General features: G+C 71.1%; 22 protein-coding genes. 9 read left to right on the forward strand and 13 right to left on the reverse strand.

Annotated elements, in window-relative coordinates; all coding sequences use genetic code 11:
* Positions 1-6: 6 nt before the first annotated feature.
* The 5 genes from ACYVDG_RS01840 to ACYVDG_RS01860 form a co-directional block, all read right to left on the reverse strand.
* Positions 7-867: a (2Fe-2S)-binding protein gene (locus ACYVDG_RS01840; RefSeq protein ID WP_460746190.1), complete on the reverse strand. Its 861-nt coding sequence runs from the start codon at positions 865-867 to the stop codon at positions 7-9.
* Between the two features lie 242 nt (positions 868-1,109).
* Positions 1,110-1,631 carry a DUF2306 domain-containing protein gene (locus tag ACYVDG_RS01845; protein WP_460746194.1) on the reverse strand — a complete coding sequence of 174 codons (522 nt, stop codon included), beginning with the start codon at positions 1,629-1,631 and terminating at the stop codon, positions 1,110-1,112.
* A 70-nt stretch (positions 1,632-1,701) separates the two neighbouring features.
* Complete coding sequence (locus ACYVDG_RS01850; protein ID WP_460746198.1) at positions 1,702-1,998, reverse strand: hypothetical protein; 297 nt, start codon at positions 1,996-1,998, stop codon at positions 1,702-1,704.
* A gap of 35 nt (positions 1,999-2,033) precedes the next feature.
* Positions 2,034-2,909: an ABC transporter permease gene (locus ACYVDG_RS01855; protein WP_460746203.1), complete on the reverse strand. Its 876-nt coding sequence runs from the start codon at positions 2,907-2,909 to the stop codon at positions 2,034-2,036.
* Entirely contained in the window at positions 2,906-3,910 is a 1,005-nt protein-coding gene (locus tag ACYVDG_RS01860) for an ATP-binding cassette domain-containing protein (RefSeq protein WP_460746207.1), read from the reverse strand. The genes ACYVDG_RS01855 and ACYVDG_RS01860 overlap by 4 nt, the downstream gene beginning before the upstream one ends.
* Before the next feature lie 146 nt (positions 3,911-4,056).
* On the opposite strand from ACYVDG_RS01860, the gene ACYVDG_RS01865 reads away from it, so the two are divergent.
* Positions 4,057-4,839 carry a TetR/AcrR family transcriptional regulator gene (locus tag ACYVDG_RS01865; protein ID WP_460746209.1) on the forward strand — a complete coding sequence of 261 codons (783 nt, stop codon included), beginning with the start codon at positions 4,057-4,059 and terminating at the stop codon, positions 4,837-4,839.
* On the opposite strand, the gene ACYVDG_RS01870 is transcribed toward ACYVDG_RS01865, so the two are convergent.
* From ACYVDG_RS01870 to ACYVDG_RS01880, 3 genes are all read right to left on the reverse strand, one after another.
* Entirely contained in the window at positions 4,812-5,894 is a 1,083-nt protein-coding gene (locus ACYVDG_RS01870) for an ArsO family NAD(P)H-dependent flavin-containing monooxygenase (RefSeq protein ID WP_460746210.1), read from the reverse strand. The genes ACYVDG_RS01865 and ACYVDG_RS01870 overlap by 28 nt on opposite strands.
* 82 nt (positions 5,895-5,976) lie before the next feature.
* Positions 5,977-7,194, reverse strand: a complete 1,218-nt coding sequence (locus ACYVDG_RS01875) for a JmjC domain-containing protein (RefSeq protein ID WP_460746212.1) — start codon at positions 7,192-7,194, stop codon at positions 5,977-5,979.
* 314 nt (positions 7,195-7,508) lie between these two features.
* Positions 7,509-9,785 carry a prolyl oligopeptidase family serine peptidase gene (locus tag ACYVDG_RS01880; RefSeq protein WP_460746214.1) on the reverse strand — a complete coding sequence of 759 codons (2,277 nt, stop codon included), beginning with the start codon at positions 9,783-9,785 and terminating at the stop codon, positions 7,509-7,511.
* Between the two features lie 170 nt (positions 9,786-9,955).
* Between ACYVDG_RS01880 and ACYVDG_RS01885 the strand changes: the two genes are divergently transcribed.
* Positions 9,956-10,453, forward strand: a complete 498-nt coding sequence (locus ACYVDG_RS01885) for a TspO/MBR family protein (RefSeq protein WP_460746216.1) — start codon at positions 9,956-9,958, stop codon at positions 10,451-10,453.
* A gap of 122 nt (positions 10,454-10,575) precedes the next feature.
* On the opposite strand, the gene ACYVDG_RS01890 is transcribed toward ACYVDG_RS01885, so the two are convergent.
* Positions 10,576-11,796, reverse strand: coding sequence for an ABC transporter ATP-binding protein (locus tag ACYVDG_RS01890; protein ID WP_460746217.1), 1,221 nt, complete (start codon positions 11,794-11,796; stop codon positions 10,576-10,578).
* Positions 11,797-12,413: 617 nt separating this feature from the next.
* Between ACYVDG_RS01890 and lnt the strand changes: the two genes are divergently transcribed.
* The 3 genes from lnt (at position 12,414) to ACYVDG_RS01905 (ending at position 15,307) form a co-directional block, all read left to right on the forward strand.
* Positions 12,414-14,057, forward strand: coding sequence for an apolipoprotein N-acyltransferase (gene lnt / locus ACYVDG_RS01895; protein WP_460746219.1), 1,644 nt, complete (start codon positions 12,414-12,416; stop codon positions 14,055-14,057).
* Positions 14,058-14,151: 94 nt separating this feature from the next.
* A complete protein-coding gene (locus ACYVDG_RS01900) occupies positions 14,152-14,757 on the forward strand; it encodes an FxsA family protein (protein ID WP_460746220.1) in 606 nt (201 codons plus the stop codon).
* 223 nt (positions 14,758-14,980) lie between these two features.
* Positions 14,981-15,307, forward strand: a complete 327-nt coding sequence (locus ACYVDG_RS01905) for a nuclear transport factor 2 family protein (RefSeq protein ID WP_460746222.1) — start codon at positions 14,981-14,983, stop codon at positions 15,305-15,307.
* Positions 15,308-15,322: 15 nt separating this feature from the next.
* Here ACYVDG_RS01905 and ACYVDG_RS01910 read toward each other — a convergent pair whose 3' ends face one another.
* Complete coding sequence (locus ACYVDG_RS01910) at positions 15,323-15,802, reverse strand: nucleoside deaminase (RefSeq protein ID WP_460746224.1); 480 nt, start codon at positions 15,800-15,802, stop codon at positions 15,323-15,325.
* Positions 15,803-15,894: 92 nt separating this feature from the next.
* Between ACYVDG_RS01910 and ACYVDG_RS01915 the strand changes: the two genes are divergently transcribed.
* Complete coding sequence (locus tag ACYVDG_RS01915; RefSeq protein WP_460746226.1) at positions 15,895-16,374, forward strand: GNAT family N-acetyltransferase; 480 nt, start codon at positions 15,895-15,897, stop codon at positions 16,372-16,374.
* Between the two features lie 50 nt (positions 16,375-16,424).
* Positions 16,425-16,904, forward strand: a complete 480-nt coding sequence (locus ACYVDG_RS01920; RefSeq protein WP_460746227.1) for a GNAT family N-acetyltransferase — start codon at positions 16,425-16,427, stop codon at positions 16,902-16,904.
* Positions 16,905-16,944: 40 nt separating this feature from the next.
* Here ACYVDG_RS01920 and ACYVDG_RS01925 read toward each other — a convergent pair whose 3' ends face one another.
* Positions 16,945-17,538: a TetR/AcrR family transcriptional regulator gene (locus ACYVDG_RS01925; protein ID WP_460746228.1), complete on the reverse strand. Its 594-nt coding sequence runs from the start codon at positions 17,536-17,538 to the stop codon at positions 16,945-16,947.
* A gap of 83 nt (positions 17,539-17,621) precedes the next feature.
* On the opposite strand from ACYVDG_RS01925, the gene ACYVDG_RS01930 reads away from it, so the two are divergent.
* Positions 17,622-18,362: an SDR family NAD(P)-dependent oxidoreductase gene (locus ACYVDG_RS01930; protein WP_460746230.1), complete on the forward strand. Its 741-nt coding sequence runs from the start codon at positions 17,622-17,624 to the stop codon at positions 18,360-18,362.
* Positions 18,359-18,679 carry a DMT family transporter gene (locus ACYVDG_RS01935; RefSeq protein ID WP_460746232.1) on the forward strand — a complete coding sequence of 107 codons (321 nt, stop codon included), beginning with the start codon at positions 18,359-18,361 and terminating at the stop codon, positions 18,677-18,679. Before ACYVDG_RS01930 ends, ACYVDG_RS01935 begins: the two co-directional genes overlap by 4 nt.
* Here the strand turns inward: ACYVDG_RS01935 and ACYVDG_RS01940 are convergent.
* Both ACYVDG_RS01940 and ACYVDG_RS01945 read right to left on the reverse strand, forming a co-directional pair.
* Positions 18,602-20,602 carry a heavy metal translocating P-type ATPase gene (locus ACYVDG_RS01940; protein ID WP_460746234.1) on the reverse strand — a complete coding sequence of 667 codons (2,001 nt, stop codon included), beginning with the start codon at positions 20,600-20,602 and terminating at the stop codon, positions 18,602-18,604. The genes ACYVDG_RS01935 and ACYVDG_RS01940 overlap by 78 nt on opposite strands.
* Positions 20,595-21,038, reverse strand: a complete 444-nt coding sequence (locus tag ACYVDG_RS01945; RefSeq protein ID WP_460746236.1) for an ArsR/SmtB family transcription factor — start codon at positions 21,036-21,038, stop codon at positions 20,595-20,597. The genes ACYVDG_RS01940 and ACYVDG_RS01945 overlap by 8 nt, the downstream gene beginning before the upstream one ends.
* Positions 21,039-21,100: the final 62 nt, after the last annotated feature.

Below are 21,100 nucleotides of genomic sequence, written 5' to 3' on the forward strand. Positions count from 1 at the left end.
GTTCTGTCAGGGGGCGAGCGCGGGGTCGCGCAGCCACTCCGACAGGGCCTCCTGGCGTTCGCCGTCGCACTTGAGCGGACACGTGGTGCAATAGCCGTGCTCGGGGTCGCCCTTGTAGTCGAAACAGCAGGTACCGCGGACGGCCCAGGTGCCCCGCGGGTGACCGGGTGCGAACGGGAAGAGCCGGGGGCGCTTGCGGGTGACCGCGCCCGCGTCTACCACTGCCTCCCCCAGCCGGGTGGCCAGGTCCCAGGCCTGTTCGGCGTCCTGGCCCAGGTAGCGGGCCGGGTTGAGCATGTAGAAGTGCAGGGTGTCGAGCACCCAGCCCCACAGGGTGCGCTTGCCCGCGCGCGAGTGCGCGTGCAGGGTGTCGAGCAGTGGTTCGAAAGTGGCGAACAGCGCCTCGGCGGCGAGTCGCAGCTGCTCGTCCTCGTCCCGGGCGACCACCGTGTCCGCGTGGTCGGCTGCCGGGTCGTCGGCCAGTACCGCGGTGCGCACGTCCACGACGACGGGCCTGCCGAACTTGGAGCGGACGGTGTCCCAGGGCAGGTGGAGCGTGTCCGGGGTCAGGAGCGGGGCGCGTCCGGTCAGGTACAGGGAGGCGGCGACCATGAAGACGGGTTCCCGCAGGGTGACCCGCAGGAAGTTGGTGGCGGCGGGGAGCCGGTGGCCGGGGCCGTGCTCGTTCCGGAGCTTGTCGAACAGGACCGGGAGCCAGTCCTGCTCGGTCATGGAGGTGACGGTGTGCCGTTGGACGCTGTCGGCCGGACTGCCGTGGAGGTCTTCGAGACGGGTGATCTCCGGCAACGGCGCGAACTTGAGCCGCGTGCAGACACTGCGGAGCGCGTCGAGCGGATCTGGTGTCACCGAAAAACCCTTCGTCGCATAGCGGAACCGGCATCTCCGTGGGGTTGGTGTGGTCGCAGCTACCACCGGGGGACGGGTTCATCTGCGCCTCTTAAGTGAGGCTACCCTAATGAAGGCTGGCCTAGCAATGCGCCCCGGGATGAGTTTGCCGAATCCTGGACGGTTTGTGTCGGAGAACAGGGCTGTTCAGGGCGGGTGCGCGGCCCCGGTGACAGTGGGTTTGCGTAGATTGCGGCGGGTGATTAGTCGGTGTGGAAAGGTGCTGGCGTGCTGGAAGTGGCGCCGTTCTCACGGGTGGCCCGGGCGTGTCGGGTCCGTCGGCGGGGCTTGCGGTACTGGAGCCACCACTCGACCAACAGGAGCGGGAGGATCCAGGACAGGAAACTGCTGGCCGGGGCGATCGCCAGCCCCACCTCCGCCATATCGGCCCCGTCCTGGACGTCCACGAACGGCCACAGGCCGAGGATCAGCGCGAACACGATCACCCGGTTCAGGGCTATCGCGTACACCAGGACGAAGCTGCGCAGCATCCACTCGCGGTGCCGGGCGTACCTGCGCTGACGGACCATGCGGTAACCGATGACGGTGAACGTCAGCCACAGGATCGCCCAGACGGTGTTGCTGATCGCGGTGCTCAGGCCGCTGTGGCTGAGCGGGGCGATCTTGACTTCCTCCCTCTTGTAAACGGAGAGGGATTCCGACCAGACAGGGTCTGGTGGCGCTACGCGCCTCGCGGCGGCAGCAGGTTCCTGCTTCACAGACATGGCTACCCAGAGGTCTCCGCAGGCTGGCACGGTTCACCCTTGCGGGCTAGTCCATCCGCATGGCCCTTGGTTATCGGACCATTGCACACAGTACCAGAGCAGTCTCATTCCCAGGACGGCTATCTCCGCCCTCAAGGACGGAGTCTGCGCCGCCAATGAGCCGGATCAATGGGTAGTGCCAGGCGATGTCCTCCCGGATCGGGAAGCGGGCCGTATCGGGGTCGAACGTGGTGTACGGCGGGATGCTGAAGGCGAGGAAAGTCAGGCTGAACAGGGCCAGCGGGATGATCCACGGCCGCTGCCACCAGCGGAGGGTCGGGGCTTGTCGTGTGGGTCGGTGGGCGGTTTCGGTGGTGGGGGGCGCCATGCGGCCGGTCTCCTTGGCTGCTCGGCTGTGCTCGGTCAGTTGCTGAGGCGGCGGAAGCGGCGCAGGGCCAGCGGTACGCACACAACGATCGCGGCGGTCGGGATGAACAGGGCCAGGAACAGGGCGTTCTCCGCGGGCCAGGCGTCCGAGGGCAGGGACTGGCCGCCGAACAGCTCACGGATGGCGGTGACCACGGCGGACAGCGGGTTCCACTCGGCCACCGGGGCGAGCCAGGACGGCATCGCCGAAGACGGGACGAAGGCCGTGGACAGCATGGTCAGCGGCATGGCCAGCGGATAGACGATCGCGCCCACCGCGTCCGGGTTGGGCAGGAGCAGGCCGAGAAGGACCCCGAACCACACCAGTGCGAAGCGGAAGAGCAGCAGGACACCCGCGGCGGCCAGGATCCCGGGGACACCGTTCTCGAACTGCATGCCCATGAGGGCACCGCAAGCCAGCAGCAGTGCCACCTCGACACAGGCCCGCGCCATGTCGGTCAGGGTGCGGGCACCGAGGATCGCCATCGGTGACATGGGCATGGAGCGGAAACGGCTCATGACGTCGCGTGCGCTGTCCCTATTGATGCCGATCGCGGTCCCGGCGATACCGTTCACCATCACCATGGCGAGCATGGCGGGCACCAGGTACGCACGGTAGTTCTCGGTGCCCGCGCCGGACATGAGGTCGCCGAACAGGTAGCCGAACAGCAGGACCATGACCAGCGGCATGCTGAGCGCGATGATCACCTCGAACGGATCACGGGCCATGTGGCGCAGGTTGCGGTGGGTCAGGACCAGGATGTCCGACCACGTCTTGGACCACCCCGGGGTGGTGTAGCGGGGCGGGAGCGCGCCGGTCAGCTGCGGGCGGGGAGCGGCACCGCCTTCGGCGGTGGGTGTGGTGGCGCTCATCGGGCGGCCTCCTCGGCGGTGGTGGCGGGCTGGGTGTCGGTGGCAGGCGGATCGGCGGGCGAGCCGGTCAGGCCGAGGAAGACCTCGTCCAGGCTGGGGCGGCGCACACCGATGTCGGCGATCCGGATCCCGGAGCCGTCCAGGGCGCGCACGGCCCCGGTCAGGGCGGCCATCCGGTCCTCGGCGGGCACGCTGATCCGCCGTTCGGCGGCGTGGACGTGCGGGCTGGCGTGCAGCGCCAGGCTCAGCAGATCGGCGACGGCGGTGAGGTCGGCGGGATCGTGGACGAGTACGTCCAAGCGGTCACCGCCCACCTGCGACTTCAGGGAGTCCGGTGTGCCCTCGGCAATCACCCGGCCGTGGTCGATGACGGCGACCGAGTCGGCGAGCTGGTCGGCCTCCTCCAGGTACTGCGTGGTCAACAGCACGGTGGCCCCGCTGTCGACCAGGGTGCGGGCCGCGTCCCACACCCGGATGCGGCTGCGCGGGTCCAACCCGGTGGTGGGCTCGTCCAAGAACAGGATGCGGGGCTCCTGGATGAGGCTGACCGCCAGGTCGAGGCGGCGGCGCATTCCGCCGGAATAACCGCTGGCGGGGCGGTCGGCGGCGTCGACGAGCTCGAATCGCTCCAGGAGCGCCTCGGCGCGCTCGTGTGCGCCGCGCCGGTCGAAGCCGTACAGGCGGCAGAACATCACGAGGTTCTCGCGGGCGGTCAGGAGTTCGTCGACGGAGGCGTACTGCCCGGTCAGCCCGATGGCGGACCTGACCTTCTCCGCCTCGGTGAGGATGTCGTGGCCGCCGACGGTGGCGGTTCCCGCGTCGGGTCGCACCAGGGTGGCCAGTGCCCGAACGGCGGTGGTCTTGCCCGCGCCGTTGGGTCCGAGCAGGCCCAGGACGGTGCCGGCGGCGACGGTGAGGTCGAGTCCGTCCAGGGCCCGGGTATCGCCGTAGCGCTTGTGGAGGCCTCTGGCACGGATAGCCGGCGGTGCTGACTCAGTCATACTGTGTTCCCCGTAAACTGTGTATGTCATCTACTGAATTGTTTAAGTAATACACAGATCTAGGATGGGTGTCAACCGAGTACCGGAAGCCGGGTGGTCCGCACCGGTGCCCGGCGTCGAAGAGCAGTACGGACGACTGGTGGGGTATGACGAGCGAGCAACAGCCGACGACCGGGCCCAGCCGGGAGATCGAACTCCTGTGGGGACTCAAGGAGGCCGCCAAGCGCGGACCCAAGCCCAAACTCAGCCGGGAGGCGATCGTCGACACCGCGATCGGGATCGCCGACTCGGAGGGGTTGGACGCTGTCTCCATGCAGCGCGTGGCCAAGGAGCTCGGCTACACCACCATGTCGCTCTACCGGCACGTGGACAGCAAAGAAGACCTCCTCGCTCTCATGAGTGACGCGGCCATGCACCGGCCGCGGCTGGAGCCGCGTGCCGACCGCGACTGGCGAACCGGCGTGGAGCAGTGGTGCCACGAGGCGCTGGCCCAGTACCGCAACCACCCGTGGGTGGCCTACGTCCCGCAGTCCGGCCCGCCCTCCGGCCCCAACGGGCTCAGGTGGATGGAGGCCGGGCTCCGCGAGATCACCGCCTCCGGGCTCACCTACGCCGAGTCACTGGAGATCCTGCTGCTGCTGTCGTACACGCTCAGGGACGTGCTCCGCATGGAGCACGACATGGCGCTGGCCGCCCAGGCGAACGGCACCACCGTGGCGGAGAACGAGGACGGGTGGGTGGAGAGCCTGCGCCGGGTCCTCGACCCCGAGGAGTTCCCGACGGTCCTGCGGACCTTCGACGAGGGCACGTTCGATGCGGTGCCCCCCGGCTACTCGGGGCACAGCGGGCCGGCGGCGGGCCTGGACTTCTCCCTCCACCGCATCCTCGACGGGGTCGAGGCCTACGTGCGCTCCCGGCGCGAAGGCTGACCCGGTGCCTCGGCGATCGCCGCCACGGTCGCCTTGGCGGCCCGGCCGACCCCGATGATCGTGGCCGAGGCCGGACCGGTCCACTCGCCGTACCCGAGCGGGTGCAGGCGGGGTTCGGCCGCGGCCCGGTGGCCGTCCATCGCGATCCGCCCGTCGGCGCCGCGCACACCGAGCGGTTCCAGGTGGTCCAGCACCGGCCGGAAACCCGTGCACCACAGCACGGCGTCACACTCGAACTCGGTGCCGTCCGCCCAGGCCACCCCGTGCCTGGTGAGCCGGTCGAACATCGGCTCGGCCTTCAGCGCACCCCGCTCGCGGGCCTCCCGCACGCTCGGCACCGCCACGATGTCGCCGAGGTCGGCGAGGCTCGCGGGCGCCGCTCCACCCGCCTCCCGGGTCCGCGTCCGCCGCGTCGCGAGCTCGAACAGCGCGCTTCCGTCCAACTCTTCGGGCAGGAACCGGGGCGGGCGCGGCGTGGCCCACACGGTCTCGGCCACGGGTGAGAGTTCGGCGAGGATCTGGGCCGCCGAGTTGCCGCCGCCCACCACCACGACCCGCAGCCCGGCCAGGTGCGCCGGGTTCCGGTAGTCCACGGTGTGGAGCTGGCGGCCCTCGAACACCCCGCGGCCGGGAACGTCCGGAATCCGCGGTGCCCGCCAGGTGCCGGTCGCGCTGATCACGTGCCCGGCCAGCCACGATCCCCGGTCGGACACCACCCGTAGCAGGTCACCGGCGGGCTCCACCCGCCCGACCCGGACCGGTCTGCGCACCGGGAGCCCGTAGCGCTGTTCGTAGGCGGCGAAGTACTCCACCACGTGCCGGGCCGAGGGATACTCCTGGCCGGACTCCTCTGGCATCCACCAGCCTGGCAGGGGGCTGTGCGCGGCCGTGGAGAAGAGCCGCAGCGAATCCCAGAACGACACCCACGAGCCACCGGGCCCCTCCCCGTCGTCGAGGATGACGAAGTCCAGCCCGCGCCGCCGCAGGAAGTACCCGGAGGCCAGCCCGGCCTGCCCGCCGCCGACCACCACCACGTCGTACACGTGCTCGCCCACTCGGCCATCCCCTCACTCCGCGGAGCCCCGGCGGGCCGAGGCTATCCGAACGGGGTGCTCCGGGGCGGGTGCCGACCGGGATTCAGCGGATCAGGACCAGGTGGTGGCGGCTCAGCGCGGTCACCACCTGCGCGCACGCCTCCACCTCCACGCCCGCGCGGGCGGCCAGCTCCGCCACGGACAGCTCCCGGTGCTCGGCGATCGTCCCCAACACCGGTTCCGTCACCACGGGCAGCCGGTACCGCTTACCGGCCACCGTGAGCGCCACCTTGGCGTCCTCGCCCGTGCCCTCGTGCTCCAGTGGCGGGGGCAGGATCGGCACGAACTCCACGCGGGCCTCGGCGTGGAGTGTGCCCTCCTCCACCGGCCAGGGCAGCGAGAACGACGTACGGCGGGGGAAGCGCGCGTCGCGTTCGGCGAGGAAGGCGTCCAGATCCATCCCCTCTGCCAGCTCCGTGATCCGGGCCACCAGCTCGTGGCGGTGCTTGCGCCGGGCGTCCGGGTCGGCGAACCGGGGCAGGTCCTGCCGGAACGACTCCTCCTCGAACAGCCTCCGCACCAGTGCGTCCGCCCAGTCGATCCCGGTCGCCCGGGTGAAACCGAAGGTCAGGTGCATACTCACCTCACCGGTACCCGTCACCGTGTGCCACCAGCCGCGCGGCACGTGGATCACCTGCCCGGGACGCAGCACCCCCTCCCACACCATGTGCAGTTCCCCGTCGGCGTCCCGGGGCGGGGTGTGAGAGTGGTCGGTGTCGTTCTTCATCGGGTGCGGCCGCGTACCCGGGCCGTGCACCTGCCAGTGCTTGGTCCCCTCCACCTGGACGATCACCGTGTCGTGGTCGTCCCAATGGGTGTCGAACCCCCGGGACTCCCCCCAGATCAAGTACAGGTTGGCCTGCGCGCGTTCACGCGTCAGCCGCATCAGGTCGTCGGCGGCCGCGCCGATCGGCGGGTGCATCCGGTCCATCCCGTCCAGCACCAGGCTCGCCCCGGCGCGCAGCTCCCGGTACAGCGACTCCGGGCGCACGATCCGACGGGAGGTCCGCGAGGCCGTCCCCTGCTCGGTGTAGCGGTCGACAGGTACCGGCGCCCCGTCCCGGTGCAGCCGCAGCCGCGGCGGCTCGGGGGCACAGGTGGCCAGCATCCGGTTGAGGTCGTCGAAGGTCAGCAGTGAACGCACGGCGTCCGCGCCCAGGTCGGCGAAGACGAACTCCTCCGACAAGCGGGTGGTGAGGGCGTCGCGGCCCACGACGTCGCACAGGTCTCGGGTGAACAGGTGGCCGGGATCGGCGGTCACGGCGGTCCTTTCCGGAACGGACGGGTCGGATGGGCGCGCGGATTCACCCCGCGGAGGGGCGTGGAACATCGGGGAGCGGGGGCGATGGGGCGGGTGGGAAGGACCCGCCCGGTCCGGGACGTGGCAGCCGGGCCGGGCGGGACCGGATCAGATGAAGTCCGAGCTGGAGTCGGTGCCGTCACTGTCGCCGCCCGCGGTGATGTCGCGGGAGGTCACCTCCGCCAGGTCCTCGACCTCAACCTCGATGGGGTCCATACCGCACCTCGCTTTCTGTGTGCCGTTGTTCCTCATGGCCGGGGCTCGGCCGAGCCCCGTCAGCGCCCGGTCAGCCCCGTTCTGTGGGCCGCGAACGCGTGTGCGTCGGCGGCCAGTCCGACAGCTCTGCTCACCGAGCGCGGGCCGTGGCCGACATCGTGCTCGTAGCGGAGCAGGGCAGGTGTTCGTGTGCGCCCCTCACCGGCGGCGGCCAGCAGAGCCGCGCACATCTTGCGCGGGTGGGCGGCGTCGGTCCGGGTGTCGCCGTGGAACCCGGTGAGCAAGACGCTGGGATGCTGCAGCCCCGGCGTGCGCAGGGCGCTCTCCAACGCCCGGTGGTAGGGGGAGTAGGACATCAGGGCGGCGAAGTCCTCGGGGTCGGATGCGGTGCCGAACTCCCTCGTCCACATCCGGCCCAGCCCCAGGCGCTCGAAGCGCGCCATGTCCGCGAGCGGGGCCGAGGCGATCACCGCCGAGCACAGGTCCGGGCGGGCGGTGGCGGCGGCCAGGACCAGCAGTCCGCCGGCCGAACCGCCGGAAAGGCACAGCTGCCCGCGCGTGCACCACCCTGCGGAGACCAGGGCGTCGGCCGTGGCAACCAGGTCCTCCACGGCGCGCGGCTTGCGCCGGCCCGAACCCTCGAGGTGCCACCGGCGTCCGGCGTCGCCGCCCCCGCGGACGTGGGCCACGGCGTAGCGGCCCCCGGACTGCAACCAGGCCAGAACGGTCGCGCTGAACCCGAACTGGCGCGGGCGCCCGAAACCGCCGTAGGCGTGCAGGATGGTCGGCCCGGGGACCGAGCCGCCCGAGGCGTCGAAAACGGTGACCGGGACCCGGGTGCCGTCCTCGGACCGGCACCACACCACGTTCCGCTCAACGGAGGGAGAGGGCGGCCGGTCGGGGACGTCGGTTCCGGAGGTTTCCGGGGCGGGCGGCCAAGCGGTGGGCCTTCGCCCGTCAGGGCCCAGACGCAGCACCTTCTGCTGAGTGGCCACGTCCGCGTAGCCGAGGTACAGGGCGCCGTCGGGGTCGGACTCGGGGGTGGACACCATGCCTTCACCGGGCAGTTCCACCGCGTGGCGGCGGGCCCCGGTGGCGGCGTCGTGCACGGCGGCCTCGCTGATGCCCAGCCGGGTCCGGACCACCAGCAGGGCCGGACCCCGCGCGCTCGAGTGGGGGCAGAAGGCGTCCAAAGTGGCTCGGGGGGACTCGGGTACGACCTCGCGCCACCGCTCGGGCCCGGGCCCGCCGGTGCGCCTGCCGGTGCGCCCGTCCGAGTCTCCGCCGGTCGGCCCGTCCGTGTCCCGGTCGGCAGAGCCGTCCGTGTACTCGGCAGAGCCGTCCGTGTACTCGGCGGGGTCGACCACGCAGATCCGGCGCCGAGGGGCGTCCAAGGTGGTGCGCAGGTACAGCAGGCCGTCCGGGCCCAACCGTGCCTCGGTCTCGGCCTCCGGGCCCACCTGGACCGGGCGGAACACGGGCCGCTCCGGCGGGTCCTTGGCCAGGTCGGCCAGCCACAGGTCGGTGCGGTGACCGGTGCCGTGGCTCTCGGTCACCAGCAGCCAGCGGTCGCCCAGGACCCGCACACCGGGGACCGTTCCAGGCCCGGTGCAGTCGTGTACGAGGGTCTCGGCGCCGTCGGTGATCCGCCGCAGCCACACGCCGCGTACCCCCTGTGCGCCGTCGCGACGCACGTAGTAGAAGGAACGCTCCTCCCCGGGCAGCCAGGCCACGTGTGAGTAGCGGACACCCGGCACGGCCGGGCCCACCGGGGCGCCGTCCGCCGCGCGGATCACGCGCAGCCCGCCGCGTTCCACTCCGCCGGAGGAGGTCTGGAGGGCGACGAGGCGTCCGTCGGGGCTGGGTTCCCAGGCGTCCAGGGTGGTGCGTCCGCTCGGGTCGTCGGCGCTGGGATCGTAGACGGTGTGCGGTACCCCTGGGGCCGTGGTGGGGGGGTCCGGGTGCGCGGAGGGGGACTCTGGCGCGGCGGGAGAGCGGGGAGCGGCGACGGGGTCGGTGCGCCACACGACCAGGCGCGGGTGTTCGCCCCCGGCGGGGCGCACGGTCGCGAACACGGAGCCGGAGCGGTGGGTGGGTCCGGACCACAGGTCGGTGGCCACCAGGGAGCGGATACGCGCGGCCAGCGGCTCGCGCAGGGGCCAGGAACCCGCCGCGCGCTCGTACTCGCGGCCGCGCTCCTCGAGCCAGCGGAGGGTCTCGGGCGAGTCGGCCGACTCGAGCCAGCGGTAGGGGTCCGGCACGGGGCAGCCGTGCAGGGTGTCGACGACCGACGTGGGATCGGGGGCGAGGGCGACTCCGGGGGCTCGGTTGCGCACCTTCACATGTTTGAGCCGCCGCGACTCGACGGTCAAGGAAGAGATGCCTGGCCTGCTGCAACGGGAATGTCACCGAAAGGGAAGGTTTGCGGGTGCGGCCAGGGCGGACTGCGCGGGTGGGAACCGGGATCGGGTAGGGGCGGGAGAGAAGTACATCTGAGGGGGAGACCATGGAGAACACCTTGCACGGCACTCCAGCGCCGAGCAGGTCACTGGTGGCAGCGGCCGGCTTCGCGCTGGCCGTTCTGGCGACGGCGCTCGTCGGGGGTACCGCGGCGGCAGGCTCGAGCGGTGTCTACGCGAGCCTCGAACTTCCTGCCTGGGCCCCGCCAGCCCAACTGTTCAGCCCGGTGTGGATCGCCTTGTACGTGCTCATCGCGGGGGCGGGCTGGCTCGTGTGGCGGGCGTCCGGGATCCAGGGGGCCGGAGCCTTCCTCACCGTCTACGCCGTCCAGCTGGCGCTGAACGCCGCGTGGACCCCGCTCTTCTTCGGGGCGGGCCTGTACGGGGCCGCCCTCATCGACATCGTGCTCCTGGCGGTCGCGGTCGCCGTGACCATCGTGCTGGCCTGGCGGCACAGCCGGACGGCGGCCCTCCTGCTCGCCCCCTACCTGGCGTGGGTCGTCTTCGCCAGTGCGCTCAACGCCGCGATCTGGGCCGGAAACTGATCCGCTGACCCGAGACGGTGCGTGACCGGCGGTCAGCGGCGGGAAGCGGTCCGGCCGAAAAGAAGCGCGGGCGGCACCTGGGAGGGGAGTCGGGTGCCGCCCGCGCGGGCTCACGACGGGTTCTAGACGTTGTCGGGGTGGCCGATCGCCAGACCGCTGTCCTGGTCGAAGAAGTGCAGCTGACTGATGTCCACCGACAGGCTGATGGTGGTGCCCGGGCGTACGCTGCTGCGCGGGCTCACACGGGCGGTGAACTGCGAGCGGCTGTCACCCAGGGGCAGGGCGGCTTCGGCGGCTTCCTCGCCGTCACCGGCCGCGTCCTTGGCGAGCGCGGCCGCGTCCTCGTGGCGCACCGGCGGGGCGTCGATGCCGAAGATCACGTTGATCTCCGTGCCCAGCTCCTCGGTGATGTCAGCGGTGACGTCGATGCGCGGACCGGTGTTGCCGTCGAATTCGGCGTCGTTGAAGTCCGAGGGGCGGATACCGAGGATGACCTTGCGCCCCACGTAGTCGTTCAGGTGCGAGCGCTCCCTGAGGAAGTCGGCGCTGAGCGGGAGCTCGTGGTCGGCGAACTTGAGCAGCGCGCCCTCGCCGTCGCGGGAGAGCTCGGCGTCGACGAAGTTCATCGCGGGGGAGCCGATGAACCCGGCCACGAACAGGTTGACGGGGGAGTCGAAGAGGCGCTTGGGGGTGTCGACCTGCTGGAGGCGGCCGTCGCGCAGCACTGCGACCCGGTCGCCGAGGGTCATGGCCTCGATCTGGTCGTGGGTGACGTAGACGGTGGTGACGCCCAAGCGCTCGTGGAGCTGGTTCAGGGAGGCGCGCATCTGCACGCGCAGCTTGGCGTCCAGGTTGGACAGGGGCTCGTCCATGAGGAAGGCGCGCGGCTCGCGGACGATGGCGCGGCCCATCGCCACGCGCTGGCGCTGACCGCCGGAGAGGGCGCCGGGCTTGCGCTTGAGGTAGGGCTCGAGGCCGAGCATCTCCGCGGCCTCGCCGACACGGCGGGCGATCTCGCTCTTGGCGACCTTGCGCAGCTTCAGTCCGAAGGCGAGGTTCTGCTCGACGCTCATGTGGGGGTAGAGCGCGTAGTTCTGGAAGACCATCGCGATGTCGCGGTCCTTGGGCGGCCGGTCGTTGACGATCTCGTCACTGATCACCAGGGTGCCGGCGGAGATCTCCTCCAGGCCCGCGATCATGCGCAGCGCGGTCGACTTGCCACAGCCGGAGGGGCCGACGAGCACCATGAACTCGCCGTCGTTGATCTGGAGGTTCAGGTCGTCTACGGCTTTGACGTCGCCGCCGTAAATCTTGTCGACGCCTTCGAGGACGATCTCCGCCATGGTTGGGCTCCCGCTCTGGGTCGGTGGTGTGGCGTGCCGGTGGGGGATCTCGTGGCCGACGATCCGTCCACCCCGGCCCAATTTTCGAAGTTGATCGAAGTGGGCTGGTTTGTTGATCACATCAGACATGATTGCGATCAGATTGTCCAGAGCGAGTAATATTTCGATCCGATTGCGGTCATGCGCAAACCACCGGAGGTTAACTGGCGTGCTGGCCCCAGGTGCGTTAGCCTGTCCGACGGTTCATCACTTTCTTCCCTCCCATCACTTGACGCGGCAGCCACGACACGGCGGCTGAGTTGAGACAAGGGGTCGGGGAGTCTGGGTAGCCTAACGACCAGTCCAGCACTGGACGGACCGGTTGTGCGGCCCCCGCTCGTCCGATTGGACGCTGCACCACGCGCCAGGTGCAGTTGGGATCGGGTGAGGGGCGGAGTACCGCGACCGGGCGGGGGGTTGGACCCGGAAAAGGCCCGAACATCCAGTAGACAACGGTATTCCGAGCTCGCCGCCTACGGGACGGAGCCGGTCCGAAGGGTGGCTCGGGCCTTTTCCGCGTCCCCCCAATATGCTGACCGCTAGGACCCTCTCGAACCAGCGGAAAGCGAGCACCCCACGTGGTTGCCGAGCACACGGGGTCGGGCACAACCCCGGCCTCCGACGGACCCCCGCCGAACACCACGGCACCGGAACCGAAGGCGCGGGCCACGACGTGGTCCCCCCTGGCCCCGGGGCACCGCTGGGGCCGCTACGACCTCCTCTGGCGGGTCCTGGCCGCGATCGGCTCGGGCCTGGCCCAGCTCTTCGCACTGCCCCCGTACGGCCTGTGGTGGCTGGGGCCGCTCAGCGCCGCCCTCCTGCTCGTGGCCGTGGGCGGCGCGCGGATGCGCCGCGCCGCCTGGCTGGGCGCCCTGTCCGGCGCGACGCTCATGGTCCCGCTGGTCAGCTGGCAGGACATCTTCGGTATCGACGTCTGGCTGGCCATCGCCGGGGCCGAGACCGTCTACTTCATCCCCATGGCCATGGGCCTGGCCATGGTCGGGCGCCTGCCCTACTGGCCGCTGTGGACCGCAGCCCTGTGGGTGGCGCAGGAGGCTCTGCGCGCCCGCTGGCCGCTCGGCGGCTTCCCCTGGGGCAAGCTCGCCTTCGCCCAGCCGGACACGCCCTTCGTCGGCTACGCGGCGCTGGGCTCCTCACCGCTGGTCACCTTCGCCGTTGCCCTCACCGGCGCGATGCTGCTGTGGACGGTGCTGCGCGCCGTACCCGCCAGAGGGAAGGCGAGAGTGCTCGTTCCTGCCGTGGGGTTGGCCACGAGCGCCGCGATCGTCCTAGGCGGCCTCGTGGCGCCCGCGATCGGACGCCCTGCCCCGCAGGAGGACGTCACGGTCGGCATGGTCCAGGGCAACGTCCCCAATGTGGGCGAGATGTCCGTACTCGGCGAGCGTATGCAGGTGCTGGAGAACCACGCGGCCGGGGTCCACGAACTCGCTGACGCAGTCCGCGACGGAGAGTACCCCGAACCGGACATGGTGCTGCTGCCGGAGAACGCCAGTGACATCGACCCCTACCGGGAACCCGAGGCCGAGCAGCTCATCAGCGATGCCGCCGCCGACGCGGGCGTCCCGCTCCTGTGGGGGATGAGCCGCTACAACGACGACGGCTCCCGCTACGTGCAGAGCGTGGTCTGGGACCCCGAGACCGGTCCCGGCGACGTCTACGAGAAGCGCTACCTCGTCCCGTTCGGCGAGTACATCCCCGCCCGCGAGTTCTTCACCCAGTTCGTCGACCGGTTGGATCAGGTCAGCTCCGACGCCATCCCCGGCACCGAGCCCGGGAACCTCGACATCGCGGACAGCACCCTGGCCGTGGGGATCTGCTTCGACGTGGCCTTCGACCCGCCGGTGCGCGAAGCGGTGGCCGAGGGCGGGCAGGTCATCGTGATCCCCACCAACAACGCGAACTACAACTTCACCGGGCAGACCAACCAACAGCTGGCCATCACTCAGCTGCGCGCAGTCGAGCACGGTCGGCCCGCGGTGGTGGTCTCCACCAGCGGGGTCAGCGCCGTGGTCGAGCCCGACGGCAGCGTCGTCTACGAGTCGCCCGAGGCCGAACCCGACATCCACGTGGCCGAGGTCACCGCCATGGACGGCCCCACCGTGTCCACCAGGCTCGGCTCGGCCCCAGAGGCCCTGATCGCCGCTCTCGGCCTGGCCGCGGTCGGCGCTTCGATCTACCTGAGCCGGCGGTCCCGCGCGTGAGGAAGGCTTTGGCGGGAACCATGAACACCACGGACACGTTCTCCCCAACAGGGAGCGATTCGCTTTCGGCCCACGACTCTGAGGATGGATCACGATGCCGCTGCTGATTGTGCTGGCGTTGATGGCACTGCCGTTCCTTGAAGTCTGGCTGATGATCTGGATCGGCGGCGAGGTCGGTGTCTTGTGGACCCTCGCCGCGCTCGTCTCACTGATGGTCCTGGGCTTCGCTGTCCTGCGCCACACCGGCCGGGCGCTGCGCAAGGTCATCCAGGACGCCGACGAGGCGATGCGCGGCGGAGAGCAGCCGCGCAAGGGTCTGCTGGATCCGCTGATGCTCATGGCCGGAGGCATCCTGCTGGTCATCCCGGGCTTCATCACCGCGGCACTCGGCGTGCTGCTGGTCACCCCGGTCACCCGCCCCGCCCTGCGCTGGGTCTTCGCTGCTTGGGCCGCCCGCAGGATGCAGAAGATGCAGGAGCGCATGAACGAGGAGTTCGTGGTGCGCGGCGCCACGATCCCCAACCAGGGCCAGGGCCCGTTCGGCCCGGGAGCTCCGGGTGGCCCGGGCGCGCAGGGAAGCCCCTCCGGTCAGAGCCCCTTTGGCCAGAACCCGGGCGGTGCGGACCAGGAACAGCCCACCACCAACCGGGGCCGCGTCATCAAGGGCCAGTTCGAGCGCGACGAGGACAACAGGAACTAACCTCCCCGCTCCCGGGGCGGGCGCGCCCCCGAGGAGCACCGAGGCCCGCCGCGAACCACCCCGCGGCGGGCCTCGTCATGGTTTACCCCGGGTTGGCGTCGGCACGGTGCGCGGGATAGCTCTGAACTGGCATCCTCGGGGGTCGGGCGCGAGCAACTGGCGCCGACTCTCCCGCCTCGAGCTGGCCGCACGGGAGGGCATCCGCAACCCCAGGGAGTAAGGCATGAGTGTGCGCATCCCCGAGCCGGTGGCCTCGTTCGTCGGCAGCGTCAACAACCACGACGAAGAGGCCTTTCTGGACGCCTTCACCGAGGACGGGGTGGTGGACGACTGGGGGCGCGAGTTCCAGGGGCGCGAGGCCATCAAGGCGTGGAGTGACGGAGAGTTCATCGGCGCCAAGGGAATCCTGAGCGTCCAGTCAGCGCAGACCACCGACGAAGGGGTCACGTTGGTGGGTGACTGGCGGTCCAACCACGCCAACGGCCTCAGCTCGTTCGCCTTCACCATCGAAGGGGACCGGATCGCCCGCATGACCATCCGCGAGGGCTGACCGGCCGCCTCTCGCTCAGGTCCGGCCGTGGAGGCGTGCGTGCAGCGCCCTGACCTCGTCGGCCAACGAGTCCACAGGGCCCTCCACCGGGACGTCCGGTGCGACATCGTTGACGGCCAGGGGGCGCACCGGCCCCGTCGTCACACCCCACTCCCGGAGCCAACCGACCAGCTGGGCCGAAGAGGTCGCGTACACGATCCGGCCCAGCCCTACCCAGGCGTGGGCGGCCGAGCACATGGCGCAGTGCTCTCCCGAGGTGTACACGGTCGCAGCCGCGCGGTCCTCGGGAGCCATGTTCTGGGTGGCCCAGCGGGCGATGGCGAACTCCGGGTGCCGGGTCGCGTCGCCCCCGGCGACATGGTTGTGGTCCTCGAACAGCACCGCCCCGTCCGCGCCCACCAGCACCGAGCCGAAGGGCTCGTCACCCTTGTCCAGCGCCTCCGCGGCCAGCTCCACCGCGCGACGCAGGTGCCGCATGCCAATTTCATCCACCATCGTGTTCTTCCTTCGTTCCGAGGCCAGCGCCACCGTATCGCCCGGTGGAAAACCCGTGGCCCGGTCCCACGGGCACCGTTACGCTGCGGCGCATGGACATGTGTATCCGGGCGTACGCCCCCGATGACCGCGAGGCCGTGGTCGCCCTGTCGCTGCGCGCTTGGGCACCCGGGTACGCCGCGCTGGAACGGACTCTCGGCGAGCGCATCTACGGGCACGTCGTCGGGGACTGGCGTCGGGTCCAGTCCCGTGACGTCCAGGCGGACCTGGACGCGGAAGAGGTTCGGGTGTGGGTGGCGGTGACCGACCGCGTCGCCGGGTTCGTCAGCGTCAGACTCGACCGCGAGGGGAGTACCGGCGAGATCCACATGCTGGGCGTCGATCCCGACCAGCAGGGCGAAGGTTTGGGTTCGGCACTCACGGAATTCGCGGTGGAGCGCATCCGGGAGGAGGGCATGGCCGTCGCCGTGATCAGGACCGGGGGCGACGTCGCCCACGCCTCGGCGCGCGCCGTCTACGAGAGGGCCGGGTTCGTCCCCTCTCCTGTGGTCCACTACTACCGGAGCCTGTGAGCGGGAAAATCCGTGGCCGGTCCAGACCGGTCGTGGTTAGGCTGCGCTCCATGGACATCAGCATCCGCCCCTATGCCCCTGAGGACCGCGAGGCCGTCATCGCCCTGTCGCTGCGCGCCTGGGAACCCGTGCACACATCACTGGCGCGCGTGCTGGGAGCCCGGATCTACGACCGGATCGTGGGGGACTGGCGCCATGCCCAGTCCCGTGACGTCCAGACGGACCTGGACGCGGACGAGCTTCGGGTGTGGGTGGCGGTGACCGACCGCGTCGCCGGGTTCGCCTCCGTCAAACTCAACCGCGAGGAGCGCACCGGCGAAGTCCACATGCTCGCGGTCGACCCCGACCAGCAGAACCGCGGCGTGGGGTCGAGGCTGACGGAGTTCGCGGAGGAGTACATGCGTGCGGAGGGGATGACGGTCGCCATGATCGAGACCGGCGGCGACCCCGGCCACGCCCCCGCACGCTCCACCTACGAGAGGGCCGGGTTCACCCAGCTGCCCGTCGCCCGCTATTTCAAAGCCCTCTGAGGCCGTCGGCCGTCCGGGGAGGAGCTCCGTACCGCGGACCCTATGACACGACCGTGTCCCAGGCGGCCATGGCGACGTCGATGACGGCGTGTGCCTCCTTGCGCGTACACCCGTCCCGGGCTCGCACGGACAATCCCTGCAGTACCGTCACGCAGTAGGAGGCCAGCGCGGGCGCGTCGAGTCCGTCAGGCAGGTCGCCGTCGGAGACGCCCCGCTCGATGCGCTCGGTGACCCGGGCAAGGTCCTTCGCCCTGCGGCCGGCGAGGTGGCGTCCGACGTGTTCGTGACCGCGCCCCAGGTTCGTTCCGGCCAGTACGACCATGCACCCAAGCGGGGTGCCGGGGTCGACGTAGGCGTCGGCGTTTCGCCGCAGCATCGACTCGATGGCGTCGCGGGTCGGGGTCAGTTCGAGCGCGCGCACCGTGGGTGAGGAGTCCGCGGAGTCGTACAGCTCCACCGCCTCCTCGAACAACGCGTCCTTGGACCCGAAGGCGGCGTAGAGGCTGGTCGGTGTGATGCCCATGGCCGACGTGAGCATGCTCAGCGACGTCCCTTCGTAGCCGTGCTCCCAGAAGAGCTCCATGGCCGTCCGCAGCGCCGCACTCCGGTCGAACCTTCTCGGCCGTCCCGCCATATCTCCCCGCATCCACTTGTGGTCGCACCCGATCCGATGCTATCAATTATGTAGTGATCGATACATAAATGAGGGAGGCAGACATGGGTTCACTGGACGGCAAGGTCGCGCTGGTCACCGGAGGCAGCCGAGGGATCGGGGCGGCCACGGCCCTGCGCCTGGCGGCCGAGGGAGCAGCGGTCGCGCTGACCCACCGCACCTCAACGGAACAGGCGGCGGAGATGGTCCGGAACATCCGCGCGGCGGGCGACACGGCGCTCGCCCTCTCCGCCGACGTCAGCGACCCCCAGGCGGTCACCGAAGCCGTTGACCGCACGGCAAGCGAACTCGGCGGCCTGGACATCCTGGTCAACAATGCCGGGATCTTCCCCTACGGCGACATCGGCGAGCTCACCCTCGACGATTACGACACCACCATGGCCGTGCACGTCAGAGGGGTGTTCGTCGCCGTCCGGGCTGTCCTGCGGCACATGGGACCGGGCGGTCGCGTCATCACCGTCGGCAGCAGCCTCGTCGAGCGCGTGCCAGGCCCGGGCATCAGCCTGAACTCCATGAGCAAAGCCGCCCTCGTGGGGTTCACCAAGGGGCTTGCCCGCGACCTCGGGCCGCGGGGCATCACCGTGACCCTCGTCCACCCGGGGTCCACCGACACCGACATGAACCCCGCCGACGGCCCCGACGCCGAGGCCGAACGTGCCCTGACCGCCCTCGGGCGTTACGGAACCCCCGAGGACGTGGCCGCCACCGTCGCTCACCTGGCCGGGCCCTCGGGTGCCTACATCACCGGTACCTCGATCACGGTCGACGGCGGTGTCACCGCGTGAGCGCCCGATCCATGGCCTGGGGCATCCTGCTCGCTGCGGCCCTGCTGGAAGTCGTGTGGGCTCTCGCCCTCACCCGGCCCCATCCCGGCTGGGTGGCCTTTGGAATCGCGGTGGCGCTGGTCAGCCTCGGGATGCTCGCGCTGGCGCTGCGCGAACTCCCGGTCGGCGGCGCCTACGCCGTGTGGGTGGGTGTCGGGGCGGTCGGCGTTGCCGGGGCCGGGATGCTCTTTCTGGGGGAGTCAGCCTCTCCCAGGCGGCTGCTCAGCCTCACGGCGATCGTGGTCGGGGTCGCGGGTCTGCCCCTGGTGGGCGGGTGAACTGCGGGAACGCCGGGCTTCCGGGTGACGGCGTCCGGCGCGCATGCCGTTGGCGATGACCACCACCTCCGCGACCTCGTGGACCAGGACCACAGCGGCCAGGCCCAGAACCCCGAACAGCGCCAAGGGCATGAGCACGACGATGATCGCCAGCGACAACGCGATGCTCTGCCACATGACCACCCGCGCCCGGCGGGCGTGCTCCAGCGCTCGGGGCAGGTTGCGCAGGTCCTCGCCCATCAGGGCCACGTCGGCGGTCTCCACGGCCACGTCGGTGCCCATCGCCCCCATGGCCACGCCCAGGTCGGCGCTGGCCAGTGCCGGGGCGTCGTTGACCCCGTCGCCGACCATCACCACGGGGCCGCTGACCCGCAGCCGGCCGACCACCGCGGCTTTGTCCTCTGGGAGCAGCCCCGCGTGGACCTCGTCCGGGTCGATCCCCGCCTCGGCGGCCAGCGCGTCGGCAGTGACCCGGTGGTCGCCGGTGAGCATCGCGACCCGGTAGCCGGACCGGCGCAGACCGGCGACGACCTCAGCGGCTTCGGGGCGCGGTTCGTCGCGGACGGCCAGCGCGCCGACCAGCGCACCGTCCTCCTCCACCAGGACCACGGTCGCGCCCGCGCCCAGCAGCCGTTCCACCGCCGCGTCGAGCGGCCCGGCGTCGATCCAGCCCGGGCGCCCCAGCCGCAGGGCCCTCCCGTCCACCAGGCCCGTCAACCCGGATCCGGGAACGGCCTGGACTTCCTCCGCAGGGCCGGGGGAGGGGTGGGCCGCCAGCACGGCGCGGGCCAGGGGGTGCTCGCTGCGCGCCTCCAGAGCGGCCGCCAGGGCCAGAACCCGCGCGCGGGTGTGACCGGGAGCGGGCGCCACCTCGACGACGGCGGGCTCGTTGCGGGTCAGCGTGCCGGTCTTGTCCAGGGCGACCACCCCGATCCGGCCCATCGCCTCCAGCGCCGCACCGCCCTTGACCAGGGTGCCCTGCCTCGAGGCGGTGCCGATGGCGGCGACCACGGTGACCGGGACGGAGATGGCCAGCGCGCAGGGTGAGGCCGCCACCAACACGACCAGGGCGCGTTCGATCCAGGTCAGCGGGTCCCCGAACATCGAGCCGACCGCCGCGACCAGGGCGGCCGCGATCATCACGCCGGGGACCAGGGGGCGGGCGACGCGGTCGGCCAACCGTTGGCCGCGGCCCTTCCGGGCCTGTTCGGCCTCCACGATCCGTACCACGCGGGCCAGGGAGTTGTCCTCGGCGTCGGCGGTCACGGTGATCTCCAGCAGGCCGGTGCCGTTGACCGAACCGGCGTACACCTCGCTGCCGGGGCGGGTCTCCACCGGGACGGACTCCCCGGTGACGGCGGACGTGTCCAGCGCGGTGTACCCGGCGGAGACGGTTCCGTCGGTGGCCAGGCGCTCGCCCGGGCGCAGGACCAGGGTCTGACCGGGGCGCAGTTCTTCGGGCGCGACGGTGTGCTCGACCCCGTCGCTCAGCACGGTCGCCCGAGCGGGGACCAGGTCCAGCAGGGCGCGCAGGCCCCGCCTGGTGCGGGCGACCGCGTACTCCTCCAGGCCTTCGGCGATGGTGAACAGGACCGCCAGCATGGCGGCCTCGCCGACCTCTCCGAGGGCGACGGCTCCCAGCGCGGCGATGGTCATCAGGGTGCCGACACCGATCCGGCCCTTGGCCAGGCGGCGCAGGGTCGCGGGGACGAAGGTCGACCCGGCGACCACCAGGGCGGCCGCCTTGAGGACCGGGGGCAGGATATCGGCGGCCCCGGCCCAGCCCGCGGCGTACCCCGCCAGCAACAGCAGGGCGGCGACGGCGGCGAACCGGAGCTCGCCGACCTGCCACAGCCGGATGGGCGCCACGGCCTCGGTCCGTACGGGGGTGGTCGGCGTCGGGTCGCAGCAGGAGTCACCCATCGGAGACCGCGCCGCCCGTAGCCGCCCCGCCCGCACCGGTTTCGCTCACAGGCGCGTCAGCGCCCGAAACCGCGCGGGTCTCAGCTGCCGGGCTGTCGACCCCGTAGGTGGGGCAGAGCGCCACCGCGTTCCCGGTGGCGGCCAGGACGGTCTCGGCCGCCGCCAGCAGCTCCAACAGTTCGGGGCGGGCCAGCGAGTAGAACACCTGGCGGCCTTCGGTGCGCCCGTCCACCAGTCCGCAGTCGCGCAGGCAGGAGACGTGCTTGGAGACCGTGGACTGGGCCAGGCCCAGCTGTTCCACGAGGTCGGCCACGCGGGCCTCGCCCTCGGCCAGTCGGCGCACGATCGCCAGCCGGTTGCCGTCGGAGAGGCTGTGGAAGAGGGCCTCGGCCGCGTCGACTCCCGGTCCCGCACATGCGGCATTATTCATCGTCATGTGGCGATCATATGCAGTTTTGGCGATGAATGGAACCCGGGGAGGCCGGGATCGTGACCTGC

It is taken from the genome of Nocardiopsis oceani (assembly GCF_054777395.1).